This is a genomic window from Vibrio sp. R78045 (genome assembly GCF_042466085.1).
GTDB classification, from domain to species: Bacteria; Pseudomonadota; Gammaproteobacteria; order Enterobacterales; family Vibrionaceae; genus Vibrio; species Vibrio cyclitrophicus.
On sequence record NZ_JAXHBS010000008.1, the window covers coordinates 505991 to 520073 of the forward strand.

At 43.8% G+C, this 14083-nt stretch carries 10 protein-coding genes; 6 read left to right on the top strand and 4 right to left on the bottom strand.

Annotation, left to right across the window (positions count from 1 at the left end; genetic code table 11):
• Positions 1–38: 38 nt before the first annotated feature.
• The gene (gene chrA, locus SJY39_RS04800) at positions 39–1181 is read right to left on the bottom strand and encodes a chromate efflux transporter (protein WP_010436263.1); all 1143 of its coding nucleotides are present in this window, start codon (positions 1179–1181) and stop codon (positions 39–41) included.
• A 101-nt stretch (positions 1182–1282) separates the two neighbouring features.
• Here chrA and SJY39_RS04805 point away from each other — a divergent pair, with 101 nt between their 5' ends.
• The gene (locus SJY39_RS04805) at positions 1283–2197 is read left to right on the top strand and encodes a LysR family transcriptional regulator (RefSeq protein ID WP_016787777.1); all 915 of its coding nucleotides are present in this window, start codon (positions 1283–1285) and stop codon (positions 2195–2197) included.
• A gap of 243 nt (positions 2198–2440) precedes the next feature.
• On the opposite strand, the gene SJY39_RS04810 is transcribed toward SJY39_RS04805, so the two are convergent.
• The gene (locus SJY39_RS04810) at positions 2441–3508 is read right to left on the bottom strand and encodes a LacI family DNA-binding transcriptional regulator (RefSeq protein WP_010436267.1); all 1068 of its coding nucleotides are present in this window, start codon (positions 3506–3508) and stop codon (positions 2441–2443) included.
• Positions 3509–3756: 248 nt separating this feature from the next.
• On the opposite strand from SJY39_RS04810, the gene SJY39_RS04815 reads away from it, so the two are divergent.
• Positions 3757–5859 (top strand): alpha-galactosidase, encoded by a 2103-nt coding sequence (locus SJY39_RS04815; RefSeq protein WP_016796737.1) that lies wholly within the window; start codon positions 3757–3759, stop codon positions 5857–5859.
• Positions 5860–5961: 102 nt separating this feature from the next.
• On the top strand, positions 5962–7656 hold the full coding sequence (locus SJY39_RS04820; protein WP_016796738.1) for a solute:sodium symporter family transporter: 1695 nt from the start codon (positions 5962–5964) through the stop codon (positions 7654–7656).
• Positions 7657–7750: 94 nt separating this feature from the next.
• On the opposite strand, the gene SJY39_RS04825 is transcribed toward SJY39_RS04820, so the two are convergent.
• Both SJY39_RS04825 and SJY39_RS04830 read right to left on the bottom strand, forming a co-directional pair.
• Entirely contained in the window at positions 7751–9091 is a 1341-nt protein-coding gene (locus SJY39_RS04825) for an MATE family efflux transporter (RefSeq protein ID WP_016796739.1), read from the bottom strand.
• A gap of 281 nt (positions 9092–9372) precedes the next feature.
• Positions 9373–10455, bottom strand: coding sequence for an ABC transporter ATP-binding protein (locus tag SJY39_RS04830; RefSeq protein WP_010436275.1), 1083 nt, complete (start codon positions 10453–10455; stop codon positions 9373–9375).
• 296 nt (positions 10456–10751) lie between these two features.
• On the opposite strand from SJY39_RS04830, the gene SJY39_RS04835 reads away from it, so the two are divergent.
• The 3 genes from SJY39_RS04835 to SJY39_RS04845 all read left to right on the top strand — a co-directional run bounded on the left by SJY39_RS04835 (position 10752) and on the right by SJY39_RS04845 (position 13936).
• Positions 10752–11672 carry a carbohydrate ABC transporter permease gene (locus SJY39_RS04835; protein WP_010436277.1) on the top strand — a complete coding sequence of 307 codons (921 nt, stop codon included), beginning with the start codon at positions 10752–10754 and terminating at the stop codon, positions 11670–11672.
• Complete coding sequence (locus SJY39_RS04840; RefSeq protein ID WP_010436280.1) at positions 11672–12523, top strand: carbohydrate ABC transporter permease; 852 nt, start codon at positions 11672–11674, stop codon at positions 12521–12523. Before SJY39_RS04835 ends, SJY39_RS04840 begins: the two co-directional genes overlap by 1 nt.
• A 186-nt stretch (positions 12524–12709) precedes the next feature.
• Positions 12710–13936, top strand: a complete 1227-nt coding sequence (locus SJY39_RS04845; RefSeq protein WP_016795158.1) for an ABC transporter substrate-binding protein — start codon at positions 12710–12712, stop codon at positions 13934–13936.
• The last annotated feature ends 147 nt before the right edge of the window (positions 13937–14083 follow it).

A 14083-nucleotide genomic window follows, 5' to 3' on the forward strand; every position in this document is an offset into this window, starting at 1 on the left:
AGGAAGCTAGCAGTTAGCTTCCTACTTCCTGTTTAATGTTACAGGCCAGTAGCGGCACCAAATAACATGAATATCCCAACTAAACCTACAATCGGCATCTTCACGGTTTTCAATAGCCAAACACCAACAATGATCAATGCGAAATCTAAGCCACTACTTACTACGCTGGTGAAGATAGGTTGATACAGGGCTGCAAGTAATAGACCAACAACTGCTGCATTCACACCGGTAAGAGCACCAGCCACCAAAGGTTTGCTCGCAATTGCCTGCCAGTTCTTCAGTACACCTAGTAGCAATAAGAAGCCCGGTAAGAACACGGCAATTGTTGCGAGCAGTGCACCTGTAATCGGTGCTGATGGCATTAACACATAACCGAGGTAAGTAGCTAACGTAAACATCGGGCCGGGAACCGCTTGCGCAGCAGCATAGCCTGTTAGGAAGGTATCTTGAGACAGTTGGTCGCCAATACCATTCTGTAGCAACGGAAGAACCACGTGACCGCCACCGAAGACTAAGCTGCCTGCTTGGTAAAATAACCCAAACACTTCGATGCCTTGAGAATATGCACTGAACAGAGGTAAACCAACCAATAGTGCTACAAAAATAACAAGCGGCGTTATGGATATCTTATGTGTCGATGGGACTGTCTTTAACTCTTGTGAAGTCAAAAACGTGCTGCCAATGATAGCTGCAAACAGAAGTACAAAAATTTGCGGCCAGATCCCTGGAATTAACAGCAGGACAATCGCTGTAATCACACACAATGCTGTTGCTATCTTTGATTGGCAAAAGTTTTTATACATGCCGAAAGTGGCGTCAGCTACAACCACAACTGCGAGCAGCTTTAGTCCGTGGATGATTGAGTTGAACAACGGCGCTTCCAATAGTTGGTTGCTCACTAAAGCCAATATCAGCATCAGAATGACCGATGGGGATGTGAAGCCGATAAAAGCAGCTATCGCACCAGTCAAGCCCCCTTTTTTGTAGCCAACCGCAAAGCCAACTTGGCTTGAACCTGGGCCCGGTAGAAACTGACTGAGTGCGACTATTTGCCCGTACTCTTCGTCGGACAACCAATTCAGTTTCTCAACAAATGTTTTACGGAAGTAGCCAATATGCGCCGCTGGTCCACCGAAGCTAATCCAGCCAAGCCAGAAAAAGGTTTTAAAAATTGAAAGCATGATCGATTCCAGATAAATGTTTAGCGTAATTTAGGTGGAGTTAAACTATGATTCAAATTAATTGTTTTAATTATAACTATGAATAATATAGGTTTTGTTTTATGGCTGATTTTAACTGGAAAGGGATCGACCTTAACTTGTTGATTGCATTACAGGCGCTGTATAAAACCAATAGCGTTAGCAAGGCAGCTGAACGTTGTTATGTCAGCCAGTCAGCAATGAGTCATAGTTTACAACGGCTTCGAAAGTTGTTTGATGACCCTTTGTTTGAGCGTGTTGGTAGCAGGATGGAGGCGACCGATCGAGCCATCGAATTATCCAGTACGGTAGAGACTTTACTCAATACCATTCAGTTAGAGGTGTTACTGTCTAAATCGTTTGATGCCGCGACTTATAAAGGGACTTGGAAGATTGGTCTCACTGATTATGCTGAGCAGATGTTCGCTCCAATATTGTTTGACCTTATTAAGCAATCTTCTCCTTACTCCCAAGTCGCGTTGTTCAATGTAAACCGGAGCAACTATCAACAACTTTTTGAAGATGCCAAACTCGACATTGCGATCGGTAGTTTTGGTCAGGTACCAAAGCATTATCGAACAAAGCATTTATACACTGAGGAACATGTTTGCTTGTTTGATAAATCGGTCTTGTCTATTGATTTACCTATGTCTTTAGAGCAATTTGTTTCTGTGGAGCATGCACTTGTGTCGCCTTCTGGTGATTTAAAAACGGGCGTTGATAGTCGACTGGCAGAAGTGGGTTTTAGTCGACAGGTCGCTATAGCCTCAAGTAATTTTTTAACAGTAAAGCGATTGATTCGTGGGAGAGAATTGTTGTGTATTGTCCCCAAGCTAGTCGCGCGCAGCGAAGAAACTTTGCTGGCGGTGAAACCACCTATTGATGTTCCGGATTTTGATATACAGCTTGTTTATAGAAAGGCTAAACATTTAGATGATAAAAATAAGCGACTTAGAAAATTGATTGTGAATGCGATCTCTTCTGTGATTTCCGAATAGTCTATAGTGCAGGGTAGTCTTCAATTTTATATAAATTAATTTTAGAAAAATCCGATTTATTATAAGAATCCGACTATACTTAATTTACGACTCAAAGCAGTCGTAAAGAATAGGCTTTTTGATTTACCTAAGTAAAAAAATGGTTATATCCTTATGATATAGCTTAAAAAACTACCAGGCTAAACGGACTTAGTTGGTCTTGAAGCGCTAGCTCCCCCTAGCGCTTTTTCTTTTCCCTGACATCTATTCAGGCAGTAAGCTGTGAATTTTACTCAATAGTTGTTCTATCTGTTGTTTTTCATAGTGAGCAGTGACTTTAGATTGGCTACTCTCTCTGTGAATCAGTTGAGTTTCAATATGTTGCTGTAATAGGGCATCTTGTGAGTTCGCGCTGAGCTTCTCTGCAATAACCACAGCTTGTCGACCTATCGTGGTAAAGTCTTGTTTGATTGTGGTGAGTGGCGGGTTAAAAAAAGCGCTGTCTTCGATGCCATCAAAGCCGACGACCGCGACTTTTTCGGGCACTTTGATTTGCAGTTCTTGTAGCGCGCGTAATACTCCTAACGCCATTTGGTCACTTGCGACTAGCACGGCATCAAATCGGGTTTGTTTAGCGACAGCTTCTCGAACGCCAAGATAACCACTTTCTGCTTGCCAGTTTCCTTGATATTGATACTTCACCTTACTATCTGCATCTGATAACGCGGCTAACCAACTTTGATGACGAATCTTTGAGGCGCTGGATTCGTTCGGACCTGTGATCAACAAAAAGTCCGTTCGTCCGCTCTCAAGTAGATGTTGAGCCGCCAGTTTTGCTCCCTCCGCATGGTCACCACAAACATAGTTCACTTGGCTGTTAGAAGGAACATCAATGAAAATGAGGTTGAGGTGTTGATATTGATCCACTAACAATTCTGCATCGGCACTCTTTAAAGGCACATTGAGAATGATGCTGTCGACTTGTTGGGCTATCAGTTCACGAATTGCCTCTCGGGTATTCGCGAGATTGGGCTCGGAAACAACAGAGAAAGCAACGCCATAACTCATATCGTGAGCCTGCATTCGCACACCATTTGCGATCATTGCGGCACCGTGTAAGGCCATATCGAGAGTGACTAAGCCAACGCTGGTGGACTTGGCTCGACTGAGCATTTGAGCACCTTTATTGGGCACATAGCCAAGTTGCTTTATGGCGGCGTTAACCTTATTGCGGGTGGATTCCGCGACGTCTTGTGAGCCATTGGTTACTCGAGATACTGTTTGGGTGGATACCCCTGCCAGTTTTGCTACGTCTTTAAAGGTGATACTCATCGCTCTACTCATCGAATATTTTAGGGTGAAATAAGCCTACCGAAATTTACCAAACTAAACTCTGCGCACTCTCAAATAAATGTCTTTTAAAACATTAAAAATGTTTCCGTAAACAGTCGATCTTGTGCAAATTCTTCGAATGTTAAAGCCAATTTAAATCACGTTTTTGTCGATTTTAGATACTAATTTGGCGTTATGAGTGCACTATTATTTTTATATTATGTTTACGAAAACAATAGAGATTAGTAATGAACGAATTTATTCACTTAAAGAGTAAAAATCATAGTTTGATCATTAAATCAGGGCGTGTTCCAGAGGTTTTGCATTGGGGAGCAAAGATCGCCAGTATTGATGAAGATCTTCTGCTTTCGACAGAGAGACCGATTTCCCAAGCGCGATTGGATGTGGATGTGCCACTTTCTCTTTGCCCTGAGTTGGGCAGTGGACACTTTAACGCTCCGGGCATTGAAGGTCATAGAGAAGGGCTTGATTGGGCACCCGTGTTTAAGACCGTTCGTTACGATGTTCAAGAGCAAGAAGTGAGTTTTTTCCTTGAAGACAAGATTGCTCTATTGGAGCTTCAGGTTGAGATCAAACTGGATTTCGAATCTGACGTCGTCCAAAAGCGTGTAACCGTCACCAATAAAGGCAGTAATAAATACTGCCTTAATAAACTTTCTTCAACGCTGCCATTGCCGAATCATGCTAATGAGCTTATGACGTTCCATGGCCGCTGGTGTCATGAGTTTCAAACGCAACGCCAGCGCTTTGAACACGGTGGCTTCATGCAAGAAAACCGTCGCGGTCGTACTTCACATGAAAACTTCCCAGGAATGTTTGCAGGTACGCAAGGTTTCTCAGAGCAAAATGGTTTGGTTTGGGGATTTCATTTGGGTTGGAGCGGTAACCACCAAATGCGCGCGGATGTTCGTAGTGATGGTCGACGTTTTGTACAAGCAGGAGAGTTATTGCTAGCGGGTGAATCGATTCTAGAACCTGAGAGTACTTACCAAACACCTTGGCTCTATGGCTGTTACAGCAATTCTGGTTTGAACGGTATTGCTCAGCGTTTTCAGCAGTTTGTTCGTGACAATATTATTCAATTCCCTACCGATAAGCCTCGCCCTGTGCATTTAAATACTTGGGAGGGGATCTACTTTGACCATAAACCTGAATACATCATGCAGATGGCTACTGAGGCCGGTGTGATGGGCGTTGAACGATTCATTATTGATGACGGTTGGTTTATTGGTCGTGATGGTGAAAAAACGGCCTTAGGTGATTGGTATCTCGATGAAATGAAATACCCAAATGGTTTAGAACCTGTCATTGAACATGTAAACCAACAAGGCATGGAGTTTGGTCTTTGGGTTGAACCTGAAATGGTCAGCCAAGATTCGAATCTTTACCGAAACCACCCTGATTGGGTGCTTGGTTTACAAGGGTATCATCAACCGTCTGGTCGTTGGCAATACGTGTTAGACCTACAAAATGAAGCGTGTTTTAACTACCTATATGAACGCCTCAATGCGCTGCTGACTCGATACAACATTACTTATCTTAAGTGGGACATGAACCGAGAGTTGGTTCAACCAGGTCACCAAGGTAAGGCTGCGGTACATGGTCAAACGAAAGCGCTTTATCGTCTTGTTGATGAGTTGAACCTAGCACACCCAGAAGTCGAGATTGAGTCCTGTTCTTCAGGCGGTGGCCGTATCGATTTTGAAATCCTAAAGAGAACACACCGATTCTGGGCGTCTGACTGTAACGATGCATTAGAACGCCAAGCGATTCAAAAGGGCATGAGTTACTTCTTCCCACCAGAAGTTATGGGTGCACATATTGGTCCTGCTGAGTGCCACTCCACCAACCGTCGTCACAGTATCAATATGCGTGGTGTCACCGCCTTGATGGGACACATGGGCGTAGAACTTGATCCGGTTAAAGAGTCACCAGAAGAGAAACAAGCATTCTCACATTACATTTCACTGCATAAGCAGTTTCGTCATATTTTGCATTCTGGTCGCAGTTTCCGCATGGACCCTTCGGACAAAAATCAGAATATTTATGGCGTTGAAAATGACGACGAAATGCTGATCACCGTGTGTCAACTTGCTATGCCTGAATATGCTCTGCCTTCGCCACTTCGTATTAGCTGCGTGGAAGACAGCGCGATGTATCAAGTGAAGTTAGTGGACATGCCAAAAACCAGTTTCCAGTTGATGAAACAACGCCCTCAATGGTTAGACAAAACTCTAACCTTAAGCGGCGATAACCTCAAAGAGATTGGATTGACCTTACCTATCCTCGACCCAGAGTCTGCCTTGATTGTGCACTTGAAAAAGATGTGAATCTCTGACTCTGAGTACCCCTACAAATAAAAATCTAAATATAAAAATTATAATCGGCAGCGAGGTATTGCTGCCGCAATAACTCAACTTAAGGAAAACAAAATGTCTATTACAGTTCTACTGTCATTTTTGTTATTTACTGGGTTTGTAGTCGCGTTTACCTACAACAAAGTGAAGAATGACAAAAACACCTCACAAGATGGTTTCTTTCTCGGCGGAAGAAGCTTAACCGGCGGTTTAATTGCAAGCTCGCTTATCTTAACTAACTTGAGCGCGACTAGCTTTGTTGGCATGAGTGCACAAGCTTATACCCACAACATGAGCGTCATGGGTTGGGAAGTGGCGTCTGGTGTCACTTTAGTCATCATTGCTCTGATGTTGGTACCGCGTTACCTCAAGCAAGGGATCACGACGATTCCAGACTTCTTAGAGAGCCGCTACGACATGTCGGTGAAGAAGTTTGTGACCTTGCTTTTCTTATGTCAGTACGTCATTAATATTTTGCCAACCACACTTTACGCCGGTGCCGTTGTTCTAGGTGAGATCTTTGATGTTCAAGCTCTGCTTAATATTTCAGAGTTTAGCTCGATAGCCTTAATTTCAGCGACGATCGGTCTACTTGGCTTCTTTTATGCGATTTATGGTGGCCTAAAAGCAGTGGTGATTGCGGATACTATTAATGGCGTAGGCTTGATTGTTGGTGGCATGATGATTCCAGTATTCGGTTTGATGGTGCTGGGAGAGGGTAGCTTCGGTGCTGGATTAGATATACTGCTTTATGCTGCGCCAGAGAAACTGCAATCGGTTGGTACTGAGACCGATCCACTGCCGTTCTCAACCTTGTTTACCGGTCTTCTACTTGTGAACCTTTACTACTGGGGTACGGATCAATCGATCATCCAGCGTGCATTGGGTGCTAAGAACCTAAAAGAAGGTCAGAAAGGTGTGATCCTTGCGGGGGCAATTAAGGTTATCTCTCCGCTGTTCTTGATCATTCCAGGTATTATTGCATTCCACATGTTTGGTGCTGATGCGGGTAACCCTGACACCATGTACACGCGCTTGGTAAACGAAGTATTACCTAAGCCTTTAGTTGGCTTCTTTGTTGCGGTTATGTTTGGTGCCATCCTAAGTACATTTAATGGTGTACTTAACAGTTCGACCACTCTATTTGCATTGAATGTCTACAAACCTTTGTTTGGTCAAGGTAAAACGGATGAAGAACTGGTGGGTAAAGGCCGTATCTTTGGCGTTGTGATCGCGATTATCTCGGTATGTATCGCACCATTCATCATGTACGCACCAGAAGGTTTGTTCCAATACCTACAAATGGTAGCGGGCTTCTTCAGTGTGCCAATCTTCACTATCGTGTTTGTGGGTTACATCTCTAAACGTGTGCCAGCTCTAGCGGCTAAAGTGGCATTGGTGGTATTTGTAAGTTCATACGCTGCGATGCAGTTAGTGTTCAAAACACCTATTCACTTCTTACACCAATTGGCGATTCTGTTTGTTGTATGTACGGCGCTGATGTTCATTATTGGTTACTTTATGCCACGTGAAGATGATTATGTGATGCCTGTAAATGAAAACATTGATGTTACGCCTTGGGCGTTCCGTTTCGAAGCTTCGGCTATCATTCTCTACATGGTATTAGGTGCGTACGTGATGTTCTCTGATGTTGGTTTTGTCTCGGATGATCCAACCATCATGCAAGTCTATGGTGTATGTGGCATCGTGATGTTAGTCGGTATTTTTGGCCGATTAGCGAAGCGCAAGAAAGCACTTGCGACCGCGTAGATGAGTTCGAGTAATTAAAAACGAAAACGCCGCTCCTTGGAAATAGAGAGCGGCGTTTGTTTGTCTGATGAAGATAAATGGAAGGCTAAATGATCTAAAAAGAGAATCGAGTCCATTTCTTAGCTCGCCAGCGATAGGCCATGATGATTCCACGGAACCATTCGTCCATCGCGATAGCCATCCAGGCACCAAATACACCGTAGCCCCAGTGCACACCAAGCAAATAGCTCATTGCAACCCCAATACCCCACATGCTCAATATTCCCATCTTTACGGGGAACTTAATATCGCCTGTCGCTTTTAGACATGAGATGAAGATAAGGTTAAAAACACGGCCAGCTTCTAACAAGATTGAACCGGCAATAAGTAATGCAGCAAGGGCGATGATTTCAGGATCTTGAGTGAATAGATCTAGAATCTCAAAACGGAATATATAGACCATACAAGTAATGCTAGTTGAGGCGATGAAGCCAACTACAAAGTAGCGTTGTACTCGGTTCGTAATTTCATCTATCCAACCCTTTCCAATGTAGTAGCCTGTTTGAATTTGGCTTCCTTGGCCGATAGCTAAAGCAAACGCAAAAGAGAGACGCGCGATGTTTTGTGCATAGGTGAACGCTGCCAATGACGAGGTTCCCATCTGCACTATGAAGAAAGTAATCGTGATTTGCGCCATGTTGTAAGACAGCACCTCACCCGCATTCATCGAGCCGATCTTAATGATTTTTTGGTAGATAGCTTTAGGTACGGATTTGAACTGCTTAAGAGGTAAGTCTATTCCTTTATTTCTTACAACACCGATTAAGATCAATAGGCCAATCATTTGGCTAATGACCGTTGCTGCAGCAACGCCTTGTACACCGTACACTGGTAGGCCAAAAGGTTGGTACAACACGCAATAGTTACCCAGTACGTTAATAACACCTGCTATTAAGTTAATGATCATCGGTGACTTAGAGTAGCCATGACTGCGCAGAATCGTCGTTAGCACAACGCCAATCGTCACGTTAAAGGTGAGAGCACCGCTGATAAATAGGTACTCTTGAGCGTATTGTTCCACTTGAGCTTCAAGTTGATAAAGCGGGATAAAATACTCAGCGCCAAGAATGGCGATAATGCTCAGTAACAGGCCTGTAATGATGGCTAATACAATACTCGCCACACCCACATGAGCGCTCTCTTCGTCGCGAGAAGCACCGTTATATTGCGCGATTAATATGCCAGTTCCGCTACTGACCATGGTCGAGACGATGATCAGAAAAAAAGATATCTGAGAGATAACACCAACGGCAGACACAGCTTTGTCTGAGTATCCAGATAGCATGAAGACATCACTGGTGTTGAGGGCTGTTCTTAAAAGAACTTCGATAAAAATTGGCCAGGTGAGCGCAACGATTCCCATGCGTTTATTTAGGGTGGAATCAGCAGTAGGCATTTAGGTTTTCTCAAAAGGGGGTAGGCGACACTATAGTTTAGCGATTATTTAGTAAACGACTATCAAATTAATGTCCGGATAGCTATTAAGGGTAAATAAAGTTCGAATAAGCCTTCAGAGGCCAACATTTAAGTGTGAGTTATGAAACTTTTGAGAGATGTTTCATAAGGTAAAGAGGAATAAAGTGGAAGCGTTTAACGACTAAAAAGTGGCACAAGAAGTGAGTTTGAAATGAAGCGGTAAAGCGAGCAACATCAGCTAGCTTTACCGTTTTTAAACGCTTAATTAATTCTCTGCCCTTCAGCATCAAACAGATGACAATCTTTTGATGAGAAATTTAGATTGAGAGACTGATAGCGAGTGACCTCTTGATCTCCGGGCAGATGAACTTTAAAGCTGTCTACACCACAAGACTGACCAAACATATAAGTGCTGTTGCCTAGCCTTTCTACGACCTCACTCTGGAACTCAATGGTGATATCCGACTCGCCATTAATCTCTAAATGTTCAGGTCGAATACCGAGAGTGAGTTTTTGCCCTTCTGCAAGGCCATCACTTGGCAGTGGTAGAGTAATTTTACTCGAGCCATTTACGGTCAGTTGAGCATGAGTCTCAGAGATGTTATTGACCAAACAAGGTAAGAAGTTCATTTTCGGGGAGCCAATAAAGCCGGCCACAAACTCATTTTGAGGAGAGTGATACAGTTCGAGTGGCGAACCAACTTGTTCAACTCGGCCATCTCTAAGTACGACTATTTTGTCGGCAAGCGTCATGGCTTCCACTTGATCGTGCGTTACATAGATCATGGTATTTTGCAGATCTTGATGTAATTTGGCGATTTGTAAGCGCATATCGACACGGAGTTCTGCATCTAGGTTAGACAAAGGTTCGTCGAATAAGAACACTCTCGGGTTACGAACAATTGCTCGACCAATAGCAACACGTTGACGTTGTCCACCTGACAATTCTTTAGGTTTACGTTTCAATAAAGGTTCCAACTGAAGCGTTTTTGCTGCGCCCGTGACCTGTTTCTCGACGACTTCCTTGGCGACCCCGTTCATTTTCAGGCCAAAGCCCATGTTTTCTTCAACAGTCATGTGCGGATAAAGGGCATAAGACTGAAATACCATTGCGACACCACGTTCGGCAGGATCGACATCGTTTACAAGATCATCACCGATATGGATCTCACCTTCAGTAATCTCTTCCAAGCCAGCAACTAAGCGTAAGAGGGTTGATTTACCACAACCAGACGGACCAACGAATACGACGAACTCGCCATTATTTATTTCTAGATCAACACCATGGATCGTTTGAACATCACCATATCGTTTGATGACCTGTTTTAAGCTGATATCAGCCATGCTCTCTCCTTGCTTCGTTGGACTACATCACTTTGCCTTTAAAACATACGCTTTCATCAGAAATTTGTTAGATGCCTCGCATGATTTATTGATCCGAGTCATATAAATTTAACGATCTGTAGTGTTTTTTGTGGAAACGTTTACAAAAATAAAACATAACTGTGCGTAATGTTATCAATAAGCCTAATATTTGAACGTAATCATTATAAATGCTGAGTTGCTAGATGAAATTTAGAAATCTAGGTGGAAATTGACCAAATAGTAAATGAAGCTTTGAAGACAAGGAATTTCGGGAAATGGAGCAATCTGTGAAAACGATATACCCACAAAATCGCACCCCGTCAGCGAAGAAGAAAAGACGCATAAGCTCTAAGGTGTCGCCTTGGCTGTTCTTAGCCCCGGCTATCGCTATCTTCTCTCTCTACGTTATCTATCCAATCTTGGACAGTATTTGGCTTAGCTTCTTTGAATGGGATGGGCTAGGTGAAAAAGAGTGGGTAGGGCTGGAAAACTATCGTGAACTGTTTGATTCCGAGGCTTTCTACACTTCTCTAACGAATAACTTCCTTTGGTTGATCTTCTTTATGCTTGCGCCACCTTGTGGCTTGGCGATTGCCCTTTTTCTAAACCAACAAGTGAGAGGTATTCGTGTCGTCAAATCCCTATTTTTCTTCCCGTTTGTTATTTCTCAAGTGGTGGTCGGCCTTGTATTTGCTTGGTTCTATGACCCGTCATTTGGTCTTTTTAACATTGCATTAGGTGCGTTTGGTATTGAACCTATTTCGATTCTCGCCGATGAAGATTATGTGACTTATGGAATTATTGCCGCTGGTTTATGGCCACAAATCTCCTACTGCATGATCTTGTATTTAACGGGTTTGAATAACCTAGATCCAGAACAGCTAGAAGCCGCTCGCCTTGATGGGGCGAAGAAGTGGCGGATGTTGTGGTATGTGGTATTGCCGCAATTAAGACCGGCGACATTTATTGCTGTTGTGGTGACGGTGATTGGTGCCCTGCGTTCTTTCGATTTAGTGGCAACCATGACGGCGGGTGGACCTTGGGGAAGCTCGACGGTACTGGCGTATCAAATGTATGAAGAGTCGATCTTTAACTATCGAATGGGTTACGGAGCCGCGGTTTCCGTGGTGCTGTTTCTGATCATGGATGTCTATATCGCTTACTTCTTGTGGCGCATGTTAAGGAGTGAAAAATAATGTTCCCGCAACCAATTCAAAAAGCCGGTCGCTTTACTAATATCAGTTACCGAGTCGCGCTACCTATCTCGATAGTGATGTGGTTACTGCCACTTATTGCTGTGATGATGACATCGATTCGCTCGATGGATGATATCAATAAGGGTAACTACTGGGGGTGGCCGAACGAGATTCAGTTCATTGAGAACTACACCCAAGTTTTTACCTCGACCTCGATGGGGCAGTACTTAATCAATAGTTTGATTATTACATTGCCAGCGGTCGCAGGGGCTGTCGCTCTTTCGACTTTGGCTGGGTACGCCTTGGCGAAATACAACTTCAAAGCCAATGTTTGGATCTTTGCGATGTTTATCGCGGGCAACTTTGTTCCGTTCCAAATTTTGATGATTCCAGTGCGTGATTTAACCATTGGATTGGGTTTATACGATACTCATTGGGCGCTGATTTTCTTCCATATCGCTTTCCAAGCCGGTTTTTGCACCTTGTTCATGCGTAACTTTATTGTTGGTATTCCCGATGCTTTGATTGAAGCAGCACGAGTTGAAGGAGTCAGTGAGTGGAAAATATTTTGGCACGTGGTACTGCCTCTGGTTCGCCCTGCATTAGCGGCGTTAGCAGTCTTGGTGTTTACCTTTATTTGGAATGACTTTTTCTGGGCGTTGGTATTGGTTCAGAGCGACGAAGTCCGCCCTGTGACTGCTGGTCTTAGTTCACTGCAAGGCCAATGGTTAGCATCTTGGCAATTTATGTCTGCTGGTGCGGTAGTGGCAGCCATTCCACCAGTGGTTCTGTTTTTTACTATGCAGAAACACTTTATTGCAGGCCTAACATTGGGAGCAACGAAAGGATAAAACGTTCTTCTAGAATGGTGAAAGGAGACTTAAACAGAATCAAGTAAGGTGGCTCGACGTTAGCCGCCTTAACTGAATAGATCCAACTTGGATTCACTATAAGAGTAAAAAAGGCACGAAAACCCTACAAGACAAAACTATAAGAATTGGACTTAGAGAGCTTAGCTCCATAACAAGGACCTCAATATGAAATACGTGAAACATATCGCTGCCACAGCAGTGCTTGCCGCCTCCGTTTCTACAACCGCGTTTGCAGGAACCTTAGTCATCAACTCTGATGCTTCCGATCCAGCGCCGAAAGAAGCGTGGGGTGAGATCATCAATCGCTTTGAAAAAGAAAACCCCGACATTACGGTGAAGTACAATTTGTACGATCACGAGTCGTACAAAACAACGATTCGTAATTGGTTGGTCACTTCGCCGCCTGATGTGGTTTTCTGGTATGCGGGTAACCGAATGAAAGCCTTTGTTGACCGTGGTCTGTTCGAAGATGTGAGCGATATTTGGACAGACAACAACATGAAGCAAGACTTTGCGGCTGCCGCTCCTGCGATGACAGTGCAAGGTAAGCAGTTTGGTGTGCCATACACGTATTACCAATGGGGCATCTACTACCGTAAAGACATCTTTGAGCAATATGGAATTGCAGAACCGAAAACGTGGGAAGATTTGAAATCTGCGTCTGCAACACTTAAAGAAAATGGTGTGGCGCCGTTTGCGATCGGTACTAAGTATCTTTGGACCGCGGCAGGTTGGTTTGATTACATCAACATGCGTACCAACGGCTTGGATTTTCACATTCAGTTGATGGAAGGCAAGGTGCCTTATTCTGACGAGCGAGTGAAGAAAACGTTCGCTAACTGGGCAGAGCTTGTTGAGCCTGGTTACTACTTAGAAAATCACGCCTCTTATTCTTGGCAAGAAGCTCAACCATTCTTGTATAACGGCAAGGCGGCGATGTATCTAATGGGTAACTTCATTACGCCAAACTTCCCGGCTGAATTAGATGGCAAGATGGACTTCTTCCAATTCCCAGTGATCGACTCAAGCGTACCTATGTCTGAAGATGCACCAATGGATACGCTACATATTCCTTCAAAAGCGAAGAACAAAGAAGACGCGCGTAAGTTCTTAGAGTTTGTTGCACGTGCAGAAAATCAGCAGCTAATCAATGAGATGCTGTTGCAAATCCCAACTAACAACAAAGCCAAAGCGAAATCTGATCCGTTCTTGGACAAAGGCGTTGCGATGCTCTCTTCTACCGAAGGTACGGCTCAGTTTTATGACCGTGATACCGATCCCGCGATGGCCAAAGAGGGCATGAAAGGCTTCCAAGAGTTTATGGTTCACCCAGACCGAATCGAAAAAATCTTGAAGAAACTCGATAAGGTGAGCAAGCGTACCTTTAAGTAATACGTTATCTGCCGCAGCGACTCTTGCTGCGGCTCTTTTCCTTTTCAGTTTGTCATTGTTAGTGTTATTTGATTAGTGTTCCTCGTTTTGAGCACTAGAGGCACCCATTACAACCTGCCTAGTACTACTTGCAATGATTCACTATAT